This is a genomic window from Polaromonas sp. YR568 (genome assembly GCF_943369415.1).
Classification (GTDB): Bacteria; Pseudomonadota; Gammaproteobacteria; order Burkholderiales; family Burkholderiaceae_C; genus Polaromonas.
Genome location: NZ_CALRNF020000034.1, coordinates 20,868 through 38,812, shown reverse-complemented (window position 1 = coordinate 38,812; position 17,945 = coordinate 20,868). Strand labels below are relative to the sequence as shown.

At 64.3% G+C, this 17,945-nt stretch carries 19 protein-coding genes and 1 pseudogene; 12 read left to right on the top strand and 8 right to left on the bottom strand.

All coding sequences use genetic code 11. The features are described from left to right. Positions 1-38 precede the first annotated feature (38 nt). The 9 genes and pseudogenes from ACLV74_RS19760 (at position 39) to ACLV74_RS19720 (ending at position 8,399) form a co-directional block, all read left to right on the top strand. Positions 39-1,616, top strand: a complete 1,578-nt coding sequence (locus ACLV74_RS19760) for a benzoate-CoA ligase family protein (protein ID WP_411881124.1) — start codon at positions 39-41, stop codon at positions 1,614-1,616. A gap of 193 nt (positions 1,617-1,809) precedes the next feature. Next, entirely contained in the window at positions 1,810-2,997 is a 1,188-nt protein-coding gene (locus tag ACLV74_RS19755) for an ABC transporter substrate-binding protein (protein WP_411881123.1), read from the top strand. Positions 2,998-3,207: 210 nt separating this feature from the next. Beyond that, on the top strand, positions 3,208-3,834 hold the full coding sequence (locus tag ACLV74_RS19750; RefSeq protein ID WP_411881122.1) for a LysE family translocator: 627 nt from the start codon (positions 3,208-3,210) through the stop codon (positions 3,832-3,834). Between the two features lie 141 nt (positions 3,835-3,975). After that, positions 3,976-4,839 (top strand): branched-chain amino acid ABC transporter permease, encoded by an 864-nt coding sequence (locus ACLV74_RS19745; RefSeq protein WP_411881121.1) that lies wholly within the window; start codon positions 3,976-3,978, stop codon positions 4,837-4,839. After that, positions 4,836-5,858 (top strand): branched-chain amino acid ABC transporter permease, encoded by a 1,023-nt coding sequence (locus ACLV74_RS19740; RefSeq protein WP_411881120.1) that lies wholly within the window; start codon positions 4,836-4,838, stop codon positions 5,856-5,858. Before ACLV74_RS19745 ends, ACLV74_RS19740 begins: the two co-directional genes overlap by 4 nt. Beyond that, positions 5,851-6,369 (top strand): annotated as a pseudogene (locus ACLV74_RS19735) (ABC transporter ATP-binding protein); the annotation flags it as partial. The gene ACLV74_RS19740 and the pseudogene ACLV74_RS19735, both read left to right, overlap by 8 nt. Before the next feature lie 15 nt (positions 6,370-6,384). Continuing rightward, on the top strand, positions 6,385-6,600 hold the full coding sequence (locus ACLV74_RS19730; RefSeq protein ID WP_411881158.1) for a hypothetical protein: 216 nt from the start codon (positions 6,385-6,387) through the stop codon (positions 6,598-6,600). Continuing rightward, complete coding sequence (locus ACLV74_RS19725; protein WP_411881119.1) at positions 6,600-7,331, top strand: ABC transporter ATP-binding protein; 732 nt, start codon at positions 6,600-6,602, stop codon at positions 7,329-7,331. The genes ACLV74_RS19730 and ACLV74_RS19725 overlap by 1 nt, the downstream gene beginning before the upstream one ends. A 72-nt stretch (positions 7,332-7,403) precedes the next feature. Next, positions 7,404-8,399 carry a Bug family tripartite tricarboxylate transporter substrate binding protein gene (locus ACLV74_RS19720; protein WP_411881118.1) on the top strand — a complete coding sequence of 332 codons (996 nt, stop codon included), beginning with the start codon at positions 7,404-7,406 and terminating at the stop codon, positions 8,397-8,399. Positions 8,400-8,435: 36 nt separating this feature from the next. Here the strand turns inward: ACLV74_RS19720 and ACLV74_RS19715 are convergent, their stop codons facing one another. From ACLV74_RS19715 to ACLV74_RS19700, 4 genes are all read right to left on the bottom strand, one after another. After that, positions 8,436-9,629, bottom strand: coding sequence for a sensor histidine kinase (locus ACLV74_RS19715; RefSeq protein ID WP_411881117.1), 1,194 nt, complete (start codon positions 9,627-9,629; stop codon positions 8,436-8,438). Beyond that, positions 9,626-10,033 carry a response regulator gene (locus ACLV74_RS19710; RefSeq protein WP_411881116.1) on the bottom strand — a complete coding sequence of 136 codons (408 nt, stop codon included), beginning with the start codon at positions 10,031-10,033 and terminating at the stop codon, positions 9,626-9,628. Before ACLV74_RS19710 ends, ACLV74_RS19715 begins: the two co-directional genes overlap by 4 nt. A gap of 10 nt (positions 10,034-10,043) precedes the next feature. Then, a complete protein-coding gene (locus tag ACLV74_RS19705) occupies positions 10,044-12,074 on the bottom strand; it encodes a PAS domain S-box protein (RefSeq protein ID WP_411881115.1) in 2,031 nt (676 codons plus the stop codon). A gap of 205 nt (positions 12,075-12,279) precedes the next feature. Then, the gene (locus tag ACLV74_RS19700; protein WP_411881114.1) at positions 12,280-13,122 is read right to left on the bottom strand and encodes an IclR family transcriptional regulator C-terminal domain-containing protein; all 843 of its coding nucleotides are present in this window, start codon (positions 13,120-13,122) and stop codon (positions 12,280-12,282) included. Between the two features lie 112 nt (positions 13,123-13,234). Between ACLV74_RS19700 and pobA the strand changes: the two genes are divergently transcribed. Next, a complete protein-coding gene (pobA, locus tag ACLV74_RS19695) occupies positions 13,235-14,404 on the top strand; it encodes a 4-hydroxybenzoate 3-monooxygenase (protein ID WP_411881113.1) in 1,170 nt (389 codons plus the stop codon). Between the two features lie 15 nt (positions 14,405-14,419). Here pobA and ACLV74_RS19690 read toward each other — a convergent pair whose 3' ends face one another. Genes ACLV74_RS19690 through ACLV74_RS19680 form a run of 3 tightly spaced genes read right to left on the bottom strand, consistent with a single transcriptional unit; the run spans position 14,420 to position 15,440 of the window. Next, positions 14,420-14,614, bottom strand: a complete 195-nt coding sequence (locus tag ACLV74_RS19690) for a hypothetical protein (protein ID WP_411881112.1) — start codon at positions 14,612-14,614, stop codon at positions 14,420-14,422. Between the two features lie 12 nt (positions 14,615-14,626). Then, entirely contained in the window at positions 14,627-14,842 is a 216-nt protein-coding gene (locus ACLV74_RS19685; RefSeq protein WP_411881111.1) for a helix-turn-helix domain-containing protein, read from the bottom strand. A gap of 28 nt (positions 14,843-14,870) precedes the next feature. Further along, entirely contained in the window at positions 14,871-15,440 is a 570-nt protein-coding gene (locus tag ACLV74_RS19680; RefSeq protein WP_411881110.1) for a DUF2975 domain-containing protein, read from the bottom strand. A gap of 209 nt (positions 15,441-15,649) precedes the next feature. Between ACLV74_RS19680 and ACLV74_RS19675 the strand changes: the two genes are divergently transcribed. Beyond that, on the top strand, positions 15,650-16,588 hold the full coding sequence (locus ACLV74_RS19675) for a CoA transferase (protein WP_411881109.1): 939 nt from the start codon (positions 15,650-15,652) through the stop codon (positions 16,586-16,588). Between the two features lie 19 nt (positions 16,589-16,607). Then, a complete protein-coding gene (locus tag ACLV74_RS19670; RefSeq protein ID WP_411881108.1) occupies positions 16,608-16,967 on the top strand; it encodes a DUF1294 domain-containing protein in 360 nt (119 codons plus the stop codon). Positions 16,968-16,997: 30 nt separating this feature from the next. Here the strand turns inward: ACLV74_RS19670 and ACLV74_RS19665 are convergent, their stop codons facing one another. Beyond that, complete coding sequence (locus ACLV74_RS19665) at positions 16,998-17,903, bottom strand: DMT family transporter (protein ID WP_411881107.1); 906 nt, start codon at positions 17,901-17,903, stop codon at positions 16,998-17,000. Positions 17,904-17,945: the final 42 nt, after the last annotated feature.

Genomic DNA, 17,945 nt, shown 5'->3' with positions numbered 1-17,945 from the left:
CAAGCAGCTACCAAAATAACAGCAATCTGGAGACAAGCATGCAAGCAAGCAGCGCCGACCATTCGGCCAGCCCGCCCCTGGTGACCATCCCGCGCGATTACAACGCCGCGCACGACCTGCTGCGGCGCAACGCATCCCGCGTCGGCAAGGTGGCGTTCATGGACGCGCTGAGTGGCGAGCAGCTGACCTACGGCGAACTCGCCGAGCAATCCCATCGCTTTGCCAACGCCCTGCGCGCCCAGGGCTTCACCCCCGAAAGCCGCGTGCTGCTGGCCGTGCTGGACACGCCGCAGTGGCCGGTCGCCTTCCTCGGCTGCATCCTCGCGGGCGTGGTGCCCGTGGCGGCCAACACCTTGCTGACCACGCAGGACTTCGAATTCATGCTGCGCGATTCGCGCGCCCAGGGCCTGGTCGTTTCAAACGCCCTGCTGCCGGCCTTTGAGCCGCTGCTGGGCAAGGTCGACACGCTCAAGTCGGTGATCGTCGCCGGTGTGGACGACTCCGCAACGCACACCACCCTGGCGGCCCTGCTGCGCGCCTCCCCGGCCACGCCCACCGTCGCGGCGACCTGCGCCGACGACGCCTGCTTCTGGCTGTATTCCAGCGGCTCCACCGGCGCGCCCAAGGGCACGGTGCACCTGCACAGCCACCTGGTCCAGACGGCCGAACTCTACGGCCGCGGCGTGCTGGGCATACGCGAGTCCGACGTGGTCTATTCGGCCGCCAAGCTGTTTTTTGCCTACGGCCTGGGCAATGCGCTGACCTTTCCCATGAGCGTGGGCGCCACCACTGTGCTGCTGCCCGCGCGCCCGGCGCCGGCCGAGGTTTTCGCCCTGCTGAAGAAATACCAGCCCACGATTTTTTACGGCGTGCCCACGCTGTACGCCGCCCTGCTGGCCGACCCGGCCAGGCCGGCGAAGTCAGAACTGCGCCTGCGCGTCTGCACCAGCGCCGGCGAAGCCCTGCCCGCCGAGATCGGCAAGAAGTGGACGGCGCACTACGGCTGCGAAATCCTGGACGGCATTGGCTCCACCGAGATGCTGCACATCTTTTTGTCCAATCGCCCAGGCCAGGTACGCTATGGCACCACCGGCCAGGCGGTGCCGGGTTATGCGCTGCGCATCATCGGCGACGACGGCCGCGAGTGCGCCGACGGCGAGATCGGCGAGTTGCAGATCAGCGGCCCCAGCGCCGCCATCATGTACTGGAACAACCGCGCCAAGACCAAGGCCACCTTCGCCGGCGAATGGACCAAGAGCGGCGACAAGTACACGCGCGACGCCGACGGCTTTTATACCTACGGCGGGCGCAGCGACGACATGCTCAAGGTCGGCGGCATCTACGTCTCGCCTTTCGAAGTAGAGGCCTGCCTGATGACGCATGCCGCCGTGCTTGAAGTGGCGGTGATAGGCCTGGCCGATGCCGACGAGCTCATCAAGCCCAAGGCCTACGTGGTGTTCAAGGCCGGCCAGAGCGCCACCATGGACGAGCTCAAGGCCCATGTGAAGCAGCAGGTTGCGCCTTACAAATATCCGCGCTGGATCGAGTTCGTCAACGAACTGCCCAAAACGGCGACCGGCAAGATCCAGCGCTTCAAGCTGCGCCAGCCGCGTTGACCAGCACCCCAAATGCGCGCCGCGCGGCAAAAATTCACCGCCAAAAACCCGCCAGCAAGCCCAAAGCGGGCACAGCAATTGCTTTAGACGTCAACAATTTAATCCTCAATCTCGGGTTTTACACTAGGGTTCCCGGCGCCACGCACGCTTACTATTCGTCTAACTGTTTTCAGCCTCAACCAGGAGCTATTCCATGACTTCACGCCGACTTGTATTGACCCGTAGCGCTGCCGTGATCGGTGCCGCCTCCACCGGCCTATTGCTGCCCGAAATCGTGCGTGCGCAGTCCGCCAAGGTGCGTGTGGGCTTCATGCTGCCCTATACCGGAACATTCGCGCAGCTCGGCGTGGCCATTGAAAACGGCTTTCGCATGGCCATCAACGAACAAGGCGGCAAGCTGGGCGGCCGCGAAATCGAATACTTCAAGGTGGACGACGAGTCCGAGCCGTCCAAGGGCATTGAAAACGCCAACAAGCTGGTGCAGCGCGACAAGGTCGACGTGCTGGTCGGCACGGTGCACTCCGGCGTTCAGATGGGTATCCAGAAAGTCGCTCGCGACTCCGGCGTGCTGAGCCTGATCCCCAACGCCGGCGTGCATGCCGCCACGCGCAGCCTGTGCGCGCCCAATGTGTTCCGCACCTCCTTCAGCAACTCGCAGCCGACCCGCGCCCTGGGCAAGGCCATGGTGGACCGCGGCCACAAGAAGGCCGTCTGGATCACCTGGAAATACGCCGCGGGCGACGAGGCGTTTGAAGGCTTCAAGGAAAGCTATACCGCGGCCGGCGGCACCATCGTCAAGGAACTGGGCCTGCCCTTCCCGCAGGTCGAGTTCCAGGCCCTGCTGACCGAAATCGCCGCGCTCAAGCCTGACGCCGTGGCCTGCTTCTTCGCCGGCGGCGGCGCCGCGAAGTTCATCAAGGACTACGCCGCCGCGGGCCTGAAAGACAAGATTCCGCTCTACGGCTCCGGCTTCCTGACCGAAGGCGTGCTCGACGCGGCCGGCCCCGCGGCCAACGGCATCATCACGACCATGCACTACAGCGACTCGCTGCCGACGCAGCGCAACGGCCAGTTCCGACTGAGCTACGCCAAGACCTTCAGGCTGCAGCCCGACGTCTACGCGGTGCAGGGCTACGACACCGGCCTGCTGCTGATCCAGGGCGCCAATGCCGTCAAGGGCGACCTGAGCAGCAAGCCGGCCCTGTACAAGGCCATGGAAAGCGCCGTCATCGACAGCCCGCGCGGCAAGTGGACCATGAGCCCCTCGCACAACCCGGTGCAGGACATGTACCTGCGCGTGGTCGAGAACAAGGAAAACAAGGTGATCGGCGTTGCAGCGAAAGCCTTGGCCGACTCCGGCGCCGGCTGCAAGATGGGCTGAACGTGGCCCCCACGGTCGCTCACTGCGTGTAACCTGCGGCGTCTCCCTGCCCCTCTCATGACGCAAGGGGGCCGCTGCGCCTGCGGTCTGGCAAAGCCAGTCCCGCAGCCCCTGCTGGCAGGGAGCTTCAGGTTGGCCGCCTCGTCCTATTTTTTGAATAGCTGGCACGGACCATGCTGACCGGCCTTTGCCAATGCTATCTTCACGCCTATGACGCTTACCACCTACCTCCTCTACGTCGCTGCGGTCGCGCTGCTGATCCTCACACCGGGCCCGACCATGTTGATGTGCATGACGAATGCGCTCAACCACGGCCCGCGCAAGGCCATGACCTCCGTCGCCGGAAGCGTGGCCGCGGTGCTGTGCGTGATGCTGCTGTCGGCCATGGGCCTGGGCGCCTTGCTGGCGGCGTCCGAAACCGCCTTCACCATCGCCAAGATCATTGGTGCGGCGTATTTGATCTGGCTGGGCATCAAGACCTTTCGCAGCGAAGCCGCCGTCTTTGATCCTGCCGCCGGCGAAGCGCCGGCCCAGCGCCGCTCGTTTTTTCTGCGCGGCTTCCTGGTCGGCGCCAGCAACCCCAAGGCCGTGCTGTTTTTCGCGGCCTTCTTCCCGCAGTTCCTGAACCCGGCCGCCCCTTTTGTGCCGCAGTTCGCCATCCTTGCCCTGACCTTCATGGCCTTTGAGTTCACGGTGCTCACGGGCTGCGCGCTCGGTGTTTCGCGCATCGCACCGCTGCTGCGATCCAGCCGCGCCGTACGCTGGTTCAACCGGGTGTCCGGCGGCCTCTTTACTTTGATGGGCAGCCTCTTGCTTTTTACTCGCCGCCATACATGAGCCCCCACGTTCGCTCACTTCGTGTAGCTCTCTGCCCCCCGAGGGGGCCGCTGCGCCTGCGGCCCGGCAAAGCCGGTTCCGCGGCCCCTGCTTGCAGGCACGGCCTTCAACTCTCGCTGTCTCAGAAGTCATAAAAGAAAAATGGATTTAGCCAACTTCCTCATCCAGCTGCTCAACAGCGTCCAGTACGGCCTGCTGCTGTTCATGCTGGCCGCCGGCCTCACGCTGATCTTCGGCATCATGGGCGTGGTCAACCTGGCCCACGGCAGTTTCTACATGCTGGGCGCCTACCTGGCATGGTCGCTGAGCACGCTGACGGGCAGCCTCACGCTGGCCATCCTGCTGGGCGCGGTGCTGTCCGTCATCTTCGGCCTGGCGCTGGAGTGGCTGCTGTTTCGCCACTTCTACAAACGCGACCACCTGGACCAGGTGCTGCTGACCTTCGGCCTGATCTACATCTTTGAAGAGCTGCGCTCCATCCTCTGGGGTGACGACGTGCACGGCGTCACCATCCCCGACCTGTTGAGCGCCTCGATCCCGCTCACCGACAACCTCTCCTACCCCGTCTACCGCCTCTTCATGTCGGGCGTCTGCATCGCGCTGGCGCTGGGCCTGTACTGGATGATCTCCCGCACGCGCCTGGGCATGAAGATACGCGCCGGCGCCTTCAACCGCGACATGGCCGAATCGCTGGGCATCAACATCAAGCTGATCCACGCCGTGGTCTTCGCGCTCGGTGTGGGCCTGGCCGCCGTGGCCGGCATGATCGCCGCGCCCGTGGCCAGCGTCTACCCCAACATGGGCTCGCAGGTGCTCATCATGTGTTTTGTGGTGGTGGTGATAGGCGGCATAGGGTCGGTGCGCGGCGCGCTGATTTCCGCGCTGCTGGTCGGCCTGGTCGATACCTTCGGCAAGGTGCTGCTGCCTTCGATGGCCGGCATGCTGGTGTATATGTTGATGGCGGCCGTGCTGCTGTGGAAACCTGAAGGCCTATTCAAGCAATGAGCACGGCAAAAGCAAATCTTGAAATCCTGCCGCGCGGCGTGCAGGTGGCGCTGGTGCTGGGCCTTGTCGCGCTGGCCGCCTTTCCCTTCGTCGGCACCGATTTTTATACCCAGATGGTCACGCGCATGATGATCATGGCGATCTTTGCCATGAGCCTGGACCTGCTGCTGGGCGTGACCGGCCTGGTGTCGCTGGGCCATGCGGCCTACTTCGGGCTGGCCGGTTATGCGCTGGCCTTCCTGACACCTGCGGGCGCGCCCGTGAGCCTGTGGTGGACGCTGCCGGTGGCCGTGCTGGCCTCGGGCCTGGCCGCGCTGATCATCGGTTTCTTTGTGGTGCGCACGCACGGAATCTACTTCATCATGGTCACCATGGCGTTTGCACAGATGGTGTTCTACGTCTTCTTCGACAACAAGGTCCTCGGTGGCTCCGACGGCCTCTACGTCAACTTCAAGCCCAGCGCGGCCATCTTCGGCTGGGTGCCGTTCGACCTGGACAACAAGGTCACGCTCTATTACTTCACGCTGGGTGCGATGCTGCTGGTCTATGCCTTTTTGCGCCGCCTGCTCTGGAGCCCTTTCGGCCGCACCCTGGCCGGCATACGCGTCAACGAGCACCGCATGCGCGCCATGGGTTTCGGCAGCTTCGGCTACAAGCTGTCGGCCTTCACGCTGGCCGGCGCGCTGGCGGGCCTTGCCGGCTACCTGTGGGGCACGCAGACCGGTTACATCAACCCCGAGCTCATGGGTTTTCACATGAGCGCGCACGCCATCATGATGGTGATCCTGGGCGGCATGGGCAACTTCGCCGGCGCCATCGTCGGCGCGTTTGCCTTTGAATACCTGCTGCACATCTTCAAGGACCTGCCGCAGGTCGGCAGCGTCAACCTGGGCAAACACTGGCAGCTGTGGATGGGCCTGTTCATCGTGCTGCTGGTCACCTTCGCGCCGCGCGGCATCCTGGGCCTGGTCGAGAAATTCACCCAGCGCAAGAACAAGGCGGAGGCCGGCCATGAGTGAAGTCCTGCTTTCTGCCAAAAACCTGACGAAGCGTTTTGGTGGCTTGGCCGCCGTCAACGATGTTTCGGTCGACCTCTGGCGCAACCATATCCACGCGGTGATCGGACCCAACGGCGCCGGCAAGTCCACCTTGACGAATCTGCTGTCGGGCGACCTGCTGCCGACTTCGGGCAGCGTCACGCTGGGCGCGCACGACGTGACCGGCTGGACGCCCGAAAAAATATCGGGCAAAGGCCTGGGCCGCAGCTACCAGAAGACGAATATCTTTTTGCCTTTCAGCGTCTGGGAAAACGTGCGGCTGGCTTCGCAGTCGCGCGCGCCGCATGCCGCGCACTGGCTCAAGCGCGCCACAAGCTTCGCGGCCGTCAACGCCCGCGCCGAAGAAGCGCTGGAACTGGCCGGCCTGCAAAACCGCAAGCACAGCATCGCGGGCACCATCAGCCACGGGGAGCAGCGCCAGCTCGAAATCGCGATGACGCTGGCCACCGAGCCGCAGGTGCTGCTGCTCGACGAGCCGCTGGCCGGCATGGGCGTGGCCGAGGCTGAGCGCATGGTCGCGCTGCTGCTGACCATCAAGAAAAACCACGGCATCCTGCTGGTCGAACACGACATGGACGCGGTGTTCACACTGGCCGACAAGCTCACCGTGATGGTCAACGGCCAGGTGATCGCCAGCGGCACGCCCGCGCAGATACGCGCCGATGCCGGCGTGCAGGCGGCGTATTTAGGCGAGGAGCATTGATGAACGCCCCCGAGAAACAGATCGACATCCTGATAGGCGCCCAGGACATCAACACCTACTACGGCGCCAGCCACATCTTGCGCGGCATCGACTTTCACGTCGCCCGCGGCGAGACCATAGGCCTGATGGGGCGCAACGGCATGGGCAAAAGCACGCTGCTCAAAAGCATCATGGGCCTGGTCAAGCCGCGCTCCGGCTCGGTCGCGATCAACGGCAGGCCCATGACGGGTGCTGCGCCGTACGAAATCGCCCGCCAGGGCATCGCCTATGTGCCCGAAGGCCGCGGCATCTTCGGCAACCTCAGCGTGGTGGAAAACCTCAAGATGGCGGCGCGTGCCGGCACCCGGGGTCAGCGCGACTGGACCTACGAGCGCGTGCTCGACACCTTCCCGCGCCTCAAGGAACGCCTGGGCCACGGCGGCCAGCAGCTTTCGGGCGGCGAGCAGCAGATGCTCACAATCGGCCGCGCGCTCATGACCAACCCCGACGTGTTGATCCTTGACGAAGCGACCGAAGGTCTGGCGCCGCTGATCGCGCGCGACATCTGGCGCATCTGCGGCCTGATCCGCGAGACCGGCATCAGCAGCGTCATCGTCGACAAGAACTGGAAGCACGTCACCCAGATCACCGACCGCAACGTGATCCTGGTCAAGGGCCAGGTCGTGTTTGAAGGAAGCTCGGCCGAACTGCATGCCAAGCCTGAGCTGCTGGCGCAATACCTGGGCGTTTAACACCTTGGCTTGAGGAGGGGTTGGTACGCAACTTGCTGAAGTTGCGCACCCCTTCCCCTCTGAAAGCAAGCCATGCCTTCCACCCGCTCAATCAGCGCTGCCAGCCCATTCCTCCTCGCGGCACTCTGCACCGCATCCAGCCTGTTCGCCACGCTGTCCTGGTCGCAGGAAGCCTACCCCAGCCGGCCGGTCAAGGTCATCGTCGCCTTGCCCGCGGGCGGCAGCGTGGACATGGTGGCGCGGCAGATCAGCCAGCAGCTGACGGCCGACCTGGGCCAGCCCTTTGTGGTGGACAACCGGGCGGGCGGCTCCGGCCAGATCGGCCTGCCGGCGGTCGCGAAGGCGCCGCCGGACGGCTACACCATCATGGTCTCGCCGGCGTCCTTCCTGACCACCAACAAGAGCATCTTCAAGACGCTGCCCTACAACCCGGAAACCGACTTTGTGCCGGTGACCAAGCTGGTCAACCAGGCCATGGTGCTGGTGGTGCGCGACAAGGCGAAGTACCCCACCCCGGCCGCCGTGCTGGCGGCGGCCAAAGCCAACCCCGGCAAGCTGACCTATGCCTCCTCGGGCGACGGCAGCCCGCAACACCTGGCCGGCCTCATGTTTGAAAGCCAGACCGGCGCCAAGCTGCTGCACATCCCCTACAAGGGCGGCGCGCCGGCGATCACCGACCTTATAGGCGGCGTGGTGGACATGGCCTTCGCCCCGCTGCCGGAAGCGCTGCCGCACATCAAGTCGGGCAAGCTGCATCCGGTGGGGGTGCTCAGCGAGAAGCGCGCCATTTCGGCGCCGGAGATTCCGACACTGAAGGAAGGCGGCGTGAACAACGTGGTGCTGTCGGCGTGGATCGCCCTGCTGGCGCCCGCCAAAACGCCGCAGCCCATCCTCGACAGCCTGGGCAAATCCGTGAAGGCCATGCTGCGCGGCGACGCCAAAAACAGGCTCATCGAAATCGGCATGGAGCCGGCCGTCGATGAAGCCAAACCCCTGGCGCAGGTGATTTCGGAAGAAATCCGGATTCACGCCGAGCTCGTGAAAGCGGCCGGGCTGGTGCCGCAGTAAAGCCGGCAGGCGCCGCCGGAATGAACCGGTGCGCAGTCAAGCGCTCAGGGAAAGCCCCGGCGGCGGCGCATCCCCCAGCGTAAAACAAAAGCTGGCGCCATTTCCCTGTAGTGATTCGGCCCAGACCTTGCCGTTGTGGCGGGCCACGATCCGGTGAACCGTGGCAAGGCCTATGCCCGTGCCCTCGAACTGAGCCGTCGAATGAAGGCGCTGAAACACGCCGAACAGCTTGTCCACCTGCGCCATGTCGAAACCCGCGCCGTTGTCCTGCACGGTGTAGATGAATTCATCGTCGGCGCCCTTGCCCCGGGTAAACGATATTCTGGCTTTCGCGCGCTTGCCCGTGAACTTCCAGGCATTGCCCAGCAAATTCTCCAGCAGCTGGCGCAAGAGGGCGGGATCGCCTTGCACGACCATATCCCGCTGGATCTCCGTTTCCACGGCACGGTCTGTCGCCTGCTCGCGCAAACGGGCGAATATCGAGGAGGCCATGGCGCTCAGGTCGACCGGCTCCCGCCGCAGCCCGGTTCGTGATACCTGCGCCAGCGACAGCATCGCATCGATCAAGGTGCCCATCTGCTGCACACCGGCGCGAATCCTGTCCAGGTAACTGCGCGCCCGCTCGGTCACACCGCGGGTCTCCAGTTCCTTGCCCAGCATGGTGCTGAACCCGCTGATGGTGGTCAAAGGTGTGCGCAGGTCGTGCGACACGGAATAGGAAAAGGCCTCCAGTTCCTGGTTGGAGGCCTGCAGCTCGGCCGTGCGGTGCTTCACACGCTCTTCAAGACCCGTGTTGAGGTTTCTGATCTCTTCCTGCGCGCGTTTTTGTTCATCGCCCAGGCTTTTGAGCCGCAGGAGGTTTCTCACCCGCAACCACAGCTCTGCCTTGTCGACGGGCTTGCTGAGGAACTCTTCCGCGCCGGCATCCAGGCCGCAAAGCCGGGCACTGCGGTCCGTCAACGCGGTCACCATGATGATGGGAATATGCGAGGTGGCCGGTCTGGCCTTGAGCCTTTCAGCTACCTGGTAACCGTTAATGCCCGGCATCATGATGTCCAGCAGGATCAGGTCCGGAGCGGCGTCCTCGACGGCCGCCAGCGCATCTTCTCCGCTTGCCGCAGTCAGCGTGCGGTAACCCTCCGGCCGCAGGAAAATCTCCAGCACCTTTCGGTTGTGGGCATCATCATCCACGATCAGGATGGTGGACTGGGGAGAGGCGACGTCGATCATGGGCGTGTCTCCAATGCCTGGCCCGGCAGGCGTCCAGGGCTTTGCGCCAAAAGAGTATCAATCACTTCATAGAGCTCAAGGTAACGCAGCGGCTTGGCGATATACGCCGCGCAGCCCGCCAGGCGGCTTTTGTCCTGGTCTTCCTTCATCGCCATTGCCGTCAAGGCAACAACGGGAATGTCGGCGGTACTTGGATCCAGCTTGAGCAAGGCGGTCGCCGCCAGGCCATCCATGCCGGGCAACTGGATGTCCATCAGGATAAGGGCCGGCCGCTCGGCTTTCGCCAGCGTGACGCCGCTTTCTCCATCCGAGGCGCACAGCGCGTTATGGCCCACCCTGCGCAACAGCACGCAGGCCAGTTTCATGTTGGCGGGATTGTCTTCAACGACCAGAATGGTTGCCATCGTTTTCTCTCTAGTCCACGGCCATGCGCAGCGGAAGCCACACCACAAAAAGAGCCCCCTCCCCTTCGGCGCTGGCCACCGCGACGGTGCCGCCGTGCAGCTCGGCCAGCTGCTTGACCATTGCCAGCCCGAGTCCCGTCCCTTCGAATTTTCGCGCCAGGCTGCTGTCGATCTGGCTGAAGGCCTGAAACAGCTTGGCCATGTCCGCGGCCGAAATTCCGATGCCCGCGTCGCGAACACTGATTTCCGAAAAAGCATCGCAGCTGTCGTCGGCCAGCGGGAAACCGTGCACGGTCCAGTCGCCGTCGACAGTGCCGACCGCGGCCCGCGGCACCCGGCGCGCGCTCAGCGTGACGCGGGAGCCGACAGCGCTGAACTTGACGGCATTTGCCAGCAGGTTGTAGGCGATTTGTTTTGTCTTGCGGACGTCCATGAACGACACGCCCAGGTTCTCCGAAGTATCCAGCTCAAGGCTGATGCGATGGGCGCCGGCTTTTTCCTTGACGATGGAAAGGCAGCTGGACAACAGGGTCTTGAGGTCGGTCTCTTCGAGTTCCAGCGTCATCATGCCCGCCTCCACCTTGGAAAGATCCAGGATGTCGTTGATGAGCGAGAGCAGGTGCTGGCCGCTGCTGAATATGTCCCCCGCGTATTCCGTCTGTGAATCGGTCATGGGCCCGATCAGGCCGTCCTTGAGCGCTTCCGAAAACCCGATGATGGCGTTCAGCGGCGTGCGCAGCTCATGGGACATGGTGGCCAGGAACTCCGACTTCATCCGGCTGGCGCGTTCAAGCTCCGTGTTCTTCTCGTGAAGGCTGTGCTCTATATGCTTTCGCTGCGTGATGTCGCGAACGATGCCGGTAAACAGGCGCCGCCCTCCGGTCTGCACTTCGCTCACCGCCAGCTCCATCGGAAAGGTCTCGCCGTTTTTACGCAGGCCCACCACCTCGCGCCCGATTCCGATAATCTTCTTGACGCCGGTGCCGGTGTAGTTGCGCAGGTAGCCATCATGCTCGGCCTTGTAGGGAGCGGGCATCAGCATCTTGACGTTCTGGCCCACCATTTCGGGGCTTGTGTAGCCGAAGAGCCGCTCGGCCGCCTTGTTCAATGATTCGATGGTGCCCGAAGCGTCAATGATGATGATGGCGTCAACGGCCGCGGCGAGTATCGCGAGCGTGCGCGCCTCGCTTTCGAACAACAATTTTTCGGCCTTCTTGCGCTCGGTAATCTGACGAACTGCAATGAATACGCCTTGCAAGCGGCCATCATGACTGTGAAAAGCGGACACATTGCAAGAGACGGCCGTGGGCTCTCCCTGCAAAGCACTTAAAGCCAGCTCATGATCGCTCACCTTGTTATTGTCAAGCGCTCGCCGCACGACTTCGTCAACGCCGGCGGGGTCGGTGAAAAAATCCCTGCACGCCTGTCCCACCAACGAAGCCCTTGAGCGCCCGGTCAGCTCCGCCAGTTGCTGGTTCACATCCGTCATCCGGCCCCGCATGTCGGTCACGATGATGGCGTCGGTGTTCGACTCGATCAGCGAACGGTTGTAAGCGACGGCCATGTCGGCGCGCCTGTGCGCCCGATGGAAGGCTTCGGTCACCACGCTGATGATGACCCCGGCCAGCGCCACAAAGAACTGCTGCAAACGTGCGGCGTTCGAATCGACCGAGAAGCTGTAAATCGGTGGCAGCAGATAGTAGCTGGCCAGAAGAAAAGTAAGCGCCGTGGCCAGCAATCCCGCGCCGAGCCCGCCAAGGTAGGCGCTCAGCATGATGGGTACGGTAAATATTACCAATGCGGTGTCGCCCTGCAAAACCCCTTCAAGCGCGAGGTGAACCGCGAGTGTGGCCCCTATGGAAAAAAACACGAACACACAAGCCGGCAGGGACAGCATCGCTTCGCGGGAAAAGCCGCGCGGTTGAATCCAGCGGCGCAGGAATGAAAATCTTGACGATTGCGGACCCGCTTCCGCAGGCTTACCCGCCGTGGAAGCACCAGGGTCAGGCGGGCGGTTTTCACCACCCGTTTCGGTTTTCATTTTTATATTTCCCGTCTTCCCATTTACTGAAAGCGTGAAGAGAAGCCGACCGCGCCGGGCACACTTGCGTGAACGCTAACGATTGACATTCAACTCACAGCCTTGGCATCCCGGTGACGCGAGATACCAGTCAGGGAAAGAGTAGCAGAGCAATGCCGCAGACGCTACCGGACAGACCCTGCAACCCAGGCGCGGCCAAAGGCAACTAAAGCAGCGAGCGCAGTTCCCTGGCCGTATCGAGCAGCAGCGGCAGCAATTCCTTTTGCATCACGTCCACCCGCAAGCGCTGCGGCGAGGACACCACATTGAGCGCGGCCACCGTATGCCCCCGCATGTCGCGCAGCGGCACGGCCAGGGCATGCACGCCCAGCTCGTGCTCCTCGCTGGCCACGCAATAGTCGTCCGCCCTCACCTTCTCAATCAGGGCCTTGAGCTTGCGCGCGTCGGTCACCGTGTGCAGCGTGAGGCGCGCCAGGTTGCCGCTTTCGGTTTTCGCCTTGAGCCAGGCGCTGACTTCACTCTTTGTTTTGGCGGCCAGCAGGATGCGGCCGGTGGAGGTGGCATGCGCCGGCAGGCGCGCGCCCAGGTGCAGGCCGTAAGCCAGCACACGCGCCTGTGCGGTTTTTGCGTCGACCGAAGACTTCCACTCAAAGCCGCTGCGGCCGATGATGACGATCTCGTCGCCGTCCAGCACCGCGACGGAGAACGACTCCTGCGTCTGCGCGGCCAGCCGGTTCAGCGCGGGCTGGATGGCGCGCGGCAGCCGCGCTGTCGCGAGGTAGCTGCCCGAGAAGCGCAGCACCTTGGGCGCAAGCCAGAAATAGCTGCCGTCGGTTTCAAGGTAGCCCAGGTGCGTCAGTGTGAGCAGGTGGCGGCGCGCCGCCGCGCGCGTGATACCCGCCCGCTCGGACGCCAGCGTGGCATTGAGGCGCTGGCGCTGCGTGTCAAAACTCTCCAGCACCGCCATGCCCTTGGCCATGCCTTCGATCATGTCGGCCTTGGCGATCGCAAAGGCGCCGGGTTTCACTGCAGTGCGGGAGGTGACCATTGCGCGATCATCGCACAAACATGCCAAACATCGTGCAAAGGCGTTTGGTCCTGCTGGCGTCACCTTGGCCGCCAGCCTACCCTCAGGTGAACGGATTCATCGAGGACAAGACATGCGTGTACAGGTTGCCATCGTGGGCGGTGGTCCCGCCGGGCATTTGCTCGGCCAGCTGCTCCACAAGGCCGGCATCAACGCCATCGTGATTGAACAGCGCAGCCAGGACTATGTGCTGGGCCGCATACGCGCGGGCGTGCTCGAGCAAGGCACGACCGACCTGCTGGACGAGGCCGGCGTCGGCAGCCGCATGCATGTCGAAGGCCTGGTGCACGGCGGCATCTCGCTGAGCTTCGGCGGCGCGCACCACCGCATCGACCTGCAGCAGCTCACCGGCGGAAAAAGCGTCATGGTCTACGGCCAGACCGAAGTGACGCGCGACCTCATGGTCGCGCGCGCCGCCGCGGGCCTGGCCACCGTTTATGAAGCCCAAAACGTCAGCCTGCACGACTTCGATGGCGCACGGCCCCGGGTGCGCTATGTGCAGCACGGCAAGGCGCACGAAGTCGAATGCGACTTCATCGCCGGCTGCGACGGCTTTCACGGCGTCAGCCGCGCCAGCGTGCCGCCCGGCGCAATGAAGACCTTTGAGCGCATCTACCCCTTCGGCTGGCTGGGCGTGCTGTCGGAGACGCCGCCCGTGGCCGACGAGCTGGTGTACAGCAACCACGCGCGCGGCTTTGCCCTGTGCAGCATGCGCAGCCACACGCGCAGCCGTTACTACATTCAATGCGCGCTCGACGACAAGGCCGAGCGCTGGAGCGACGACGCCTTCTGGGACGAGCTGCGCCGCCGCCTGGCGCCCGAGCTGGCCGAAAGCCTGGTGACCGGCCCCTCGATTGAAAAAAGCATCGCCCCGCTGCGCAGCTTTGTGGCCGAGCCCATGCGCTTCGGCCGGCTTTTCCTGGCCGGTGACGCCGCCCACATCGTGCCGCCCACGGGCGCCAAGGGCCTGAACCTGGCGGCCAGCGACGTGCGTTACCTGGCGCGCGCGCTGGCCGGTTTTTATGCGGGCGACGAGACGGGCATCAACCACTATTCGGAGACCTGTTTGCACCGAGTCTGGAAAGCCGTGCGCTTTTCGTGGTGGTTCACCTCGCTGATGCACCAGTTCCCGGAAGGCGGCGAATTCGGCCACAAGCTGCAGGAGGCCGAGCTCGACTACCTGATTCATTCACCGGCGGCCGCGACTTCGCTGGCGGAGAACTATGTGGGGCTGCCGCTGTAGCGGCGGCACCAATAATCAGGGACGCCTGCGTGCCGCATCCATGCAGCGCGGCTCGCTCGCGGCGGCGGCCGAGCGCGAATCACATTCGATATGGCAGTTGCTGCTGCCCCGGCAGGCCGACTCGACGGACTCTTTTGCCGTGCGCTGCCAATTGAAGTCGGCGCAGCCGGCCAGTGCCAGCAGCGCGGCCATCGTCCACAAAAGTTTCATGCCGGGGTCCTTTCAGGCGGTTTCATCAGGCCGGGAAACCAGCAGGTCCCCGGGCTGGCAATCGAGAAATTCGCAGATGCGCATCAGCGTGTCAAAGCGCACGCCCTTGACCTTGCCCTGCTTGAGCAGGGAGAGGTTGGCTTCGGTGATGCCGACGTAAGCGGCCAGGTCCTTGGACCTGGCCTTGCGTTCGGACAGCATCACATCGAGTTTGACGACGATGGGCACGCGCGGAAAAGCGAAAAGAAGGGAAAAGTCAGACGAACTGCGCGTTCTCTTCGGCCAGCGCCACGGCCCGCGCCATCACTGCGGCGATCTGCCACACCATGCCGGCGAACAGCAGGGTCAGCAATTCATTGCTGCCCAGGCCCAGCGACAACGCGCGCTGCCCGGCCGGCGCGCCCAGGGTCAGCACCACGGTGATCAGCATGGAGGCCACCACGCCGGTGACCACCGACGCAAAAATCCCGGCGGCAAAACCGCGCAGGTATTTGACGGTGCGCAGGCTGAAATATTCGGCCTGCGAAAAGCCCGAGAAGCAGCGCATCGCGCACACCAGGCCGTAAGACGCGCAGCACACCGGCAGCACGCCCAACAAGACGGTCAGGCATTTTTGCCCCAGCGTGATGTCCATGGCTGCGGCCTGGGCGGCCTGCAGTGACAGGCCCGCGCGCAGCAGCAGGCTGTCCACCGGCGTGCTCAGCAGGTGGTAGGCCACCGCCAGCGGCAGTGCCACCGCGAGCAAGGCGCAAGCCCAGGCCAGCACGCTGCTGATGCCCTGCACATCAGGCCCGGCTGGGCCCAGGGGAGTTGCTATGTGTTTCAAGGGAGCACCTCTTGTCTTGTGAAGAGGGTTTCAGTGTCGCAGAATAATTACTGTAAAACAATAATTAATATCTTTAAAACAGTAATTATTTGGATGAATTTTGGTGCTTTAGCGACAACCCGCGCTGGCGCCGCCAAAGCTTTGGGGTAAATTGCCTGCACGCCCGGCCGGCCGGGCCGGCTTTCTCCTCACGCATCTCTTACCGCTCCATGCCCACTTCCAAATCACCCGCCGCCCGCAAAACACCCGCCTCGCCCGCACCCATCCAGCCGCTCAAAGGCGTGCGCGTGCTGAGCCTGGCGCTCAACCTGCCCGGCCCGGCCGCGCTGATGCGCTGCCGGCAAATGGGTGCGAACTGCGTGAAGCTCGAGCCGCCCCCGCCAACAGGCGCGCCGGCCGGCGCCTCGGGCGACCCGATGAAGCTCTACAACCCCACGGCCTACGCCGCGCTGCATGACGGCGTGCGCACCGCCATGGCCGACCTCAAGACCGAGCGCGGCCAAAACCTGCTGCACCGCGAACTCGCAAAGACCGACGTACTGCTCACCTCGTTCAGGCCGTCGGCCCTGGTCAAGCTCGGGCTGACCTGGAAGGCATTGCACAAACAACACCCGCAGCTAAGCCAGGTCGCCATCGTCGGCAGCCCGGGCGAGCGCGCCGAAGAGCCCGGCCACGACCTCACCTACCTGGCCGAAAACGACCTGGTGACCGGCCTGGACCTGCCCGCCACGCTGTATGCCGACATGGGCGGCTCGCTGATGGCCAGCGAAGCCGTGCTGCAGGCGGTGCTGCACCAGCGCGCCAAGGGAAAAGGCGTGTACCTGGAAGTCGCCCTCTCAGCCGCCGCAGGCTACCTGGCCCTGCCGCGTAGCTGGAGCCTCACGCAACCAGGCGCGGCCGTGGGCGGCGGCCATGCGGGCTACCGCCTCTACGCCTGCAAGGACGGCCGCGTCGCGCTGGCCGCGCTGGAGCCGCACTTCGCGGCCAGCCTGTGCGCCGCCGCGGGTGTGCAGGCCGCCGGCATGAAGGCGATGTTCGCGCCAGCCACGCATGCGGCGATTGAAGCCTGGGTTAAAGGCAAGACGCGCAAGCAGCTGGATGTGTTGGCCGTGGAGAAAGACATTCCGCTGCAAACGCTGGCACGCTGATGCACCGCCATATGCATTCATGTTGATCGTCATCACAGCCTATGCCGGCTTGATGCTTTGGGCCGTGTGGCGCTCGCTGCTGCCATGGTGGGCGTTGCCGGTGTCGTTTGTTCTCAACCTGCTGACATTCTGGATGTACTGGGTCGACAAACGCGCGGCACAAACCGGCCAGTGGCGCACACCCGAGAGCACGCTGCAACTGATGGCGTTGGCAGGCGGCTGGCCCGGCGCGTGGCTGGCGCAGCAGGTGTTGCGGCACAAGTCGAGCAAACAGTCCTTTCGGTTTGTCTACTGGTTGACGGTTTTATCGCACGGCCTGCTGCTTGGGGCCTGGCTGTTTTGGCCGCCCCTGAGGAAGTCGCTGGCTGCCTGGCTGTAGCCGCAGGCGGCCAGGCCGCCCGCAGCTTCCTTACGAAGCCCGCCGCGCCAGCACCACCATCGCCGCCCCCAGCAGCACGGCACCCACACCCTGCTGCGCCGTGAGCGGCTCGGCAAACAGCCAGGCCGCCGCAACGGCGGCGACCAATGGCTCTACCAGCGTGCCTATCACCGTCGCGGTTGGCGACAGGCGGCGTGCGCCCCAGGCGAACGCAAGATAAGCGATCGAGGTGGTGAAGATGCCGGTGTAGCCCACCTGCAGCCAGGCGGTGGTGTGCTGCGGCCAGGTGATGCCTTGCGAGACGGCCAGGGCCAGCATCAGCAACGCGGCCGCGCTCATGCTCCAGGCCGAGGCCGTGACGGCCGGCACCTGCGCGGGCATGCGCGCATTGCCCAGCACCACCAGCGAATACAGCCCGGCGGACGCCAGGGACCAGGCAAGACCCGCCGCATAGTGGGCCGGCAAACTCATGGCCTCGCCGGGCATGGCGATCAGGCCCACGCCCAGCAGCGCCAGGCACAGTGCCAGCAGCAGCCGGCCGCTGGCGCGCTCATAGCCGCGCAGCACCGACAGCAGGGCAACGATGACGGGCGCGCAGCAGATCGAGATCACCGTCGGCAGTGCCGCGCCTATGTAGCCCATGGCGATGAACCAGCTCGTGACGTTGAGCGCCATGGCCAGGCCCGTGCCCACGACGAGGGCCTTGCCGCGGCCTGGCAGATGCCGCCATTGCGCCGTCCGCGGCGCAGATGACAGCTGCCGCCAGTGCCACCACCACAGAAGCGGCAAGCCCAGCGCGAAGCGCGCCAGAGACAGGCTGTAGGGCGCCATGCCCCCGGCCATCACAGACTGGGCGACCAGGGCGCCCACGCCCCACAAGACGCCCGCAAGCAAGACACCGCCCCAGGCCAGGGCGGCCGATGTTTGGGTTTTCATGAAAAAGTTTCTCCGTCCATGCGCCCGCTGCAAGCGGGTTCA

What these genes read in the sequence shown, in the direction of transcription:
- ACLV74_RS19705 (WP_411881115.1), bottom strand. Translation starts at nt 12,074, where the DNA reads ATGAAAACCGAAACGGGTGGTGAAAACCGCCCGCCTGACCCTGGTGCT.
- pobA (WP_411881113.1), top strand. Translation starts at nt 13,235, where the DNA reads ATGCGTGTACAGGTTGCCATCGTGGGCGGTGGTCCCGCCGGGCATTTG.
- ACLV74_RS19665 (WP_411881107.1), bottom strand. Translation starts at nt 17,903, where the DNA reads ATGAAAACCCAAACATCGGCCGCCCTGGCCTGGGGCGGTGTCTTGCTT.
- ACLV74_RS19730 (WP_411881158.1), top strand. Translation starts at nt 6,385, where the DNA reads ATGGGCGTGGCCGAGGCTGAGCGCATGGTCGCGCTGCTGCTGACCATC.
- ACLV74_RS19690 (WP_411881112.1), bottom strand. Translation starts at nt 14,614, where the DNA reads ATGAAACTTTTGTGGACGATGGCCGCGCTGCTGGCACTGGCCGGCTGC.
- ACLV74_RS19710 (WP_411881116.1), bottom strand. Translation starts at nt 10,033, where the DNA reads ATGGCAACCATTCTGGTCGTTGAAGACAATCCCGCCAACATGAAACTG.
- ACLV74_RS19745 (WP_411881121.1), top strand. Translation starts at nt 3,976, where the DNA reads ATGGATTTAGCCAACTTCCTCATCCAGCTGCTCAACAGCGTCCAGTAC.
- ACLV74_RS19720 (WP_411881118.1), top strand. Translation starts at nt 7,404, where the DNA reads ATGCCTTCCACCCGCTCAATCAGCGCTGCCAGCCCATTCCTCCTCGCG.
- ACLV74_RS19760 (WP_411881124.1), top strand. Translation starts at nt 39, where the DNA reads ATGCAAGCAAGCAGCGCCGACCATTCGGCCAGCCCGCCCCTGGTGACC.
- ACLV74_RS19750 (WP_411881122.1), top strand. Translation starts at nt 3,208, where the DNA reads ATGACGCTTACCACCTACCTCCTCTACGTCGCTGCGGTCGCGCTGCTG.
- ACLV74_RS19700 (WP_411881114.1), bottom strand. Translation starts at nt 13,122, where the DNA reads ATGGTCACCTCCCGCACTGCAGTGAAACCCGGCGCCTTTGCGATCGCC.
- ACLV74_RS19755 (WP_411881123.1), top strand. Translation starts at nt 1,810, where the DNA reads ATGACTTCACGCCGACTTGTATTGACCCGTAGCGCTGCCGTGATCGGT.
- ACLV74_RS19725 (WP_411881119.1), top strand. Translation starts at nt 6,600, where the DNA reads ATGAACGCCCCCGAGAAACAGATCGACATCCTGATAGGCGCCCAGGAC.
- ACLV74_RS19675 (WP_411881109.1), top strand. Translation starts at nt 15,650, where the DNA reads ATGCCCACTTCCAAATCACCCGCCGCCCGCAAAACACCCGCCTCGCCC.
- ACLV74_RS19740 (WP_411881120.1), top strand. Translation starts at nt 4,836, where the DNA reads ATGAGCACGGCAAAAGCAAATCTTGAAATCCTGCCGCGCGGCGTGCAG.
- ACLV74_RS19715 (WP_411881117.1), bottom strand. Translation starts at nt 9,629, where the DNA reads ATGATCGACGTCGCCTCTCCCCAGTCCACCATCCTGATCGTGGATGAT.
- ACLV74_RS19670 (WP_411881108.1), top strand. Translation starts at nt 16,608, where the DNA reads ATGTTGATCGTCATCACAGCCTATGCCGGCTTGATGCTTTGGGCCGTG.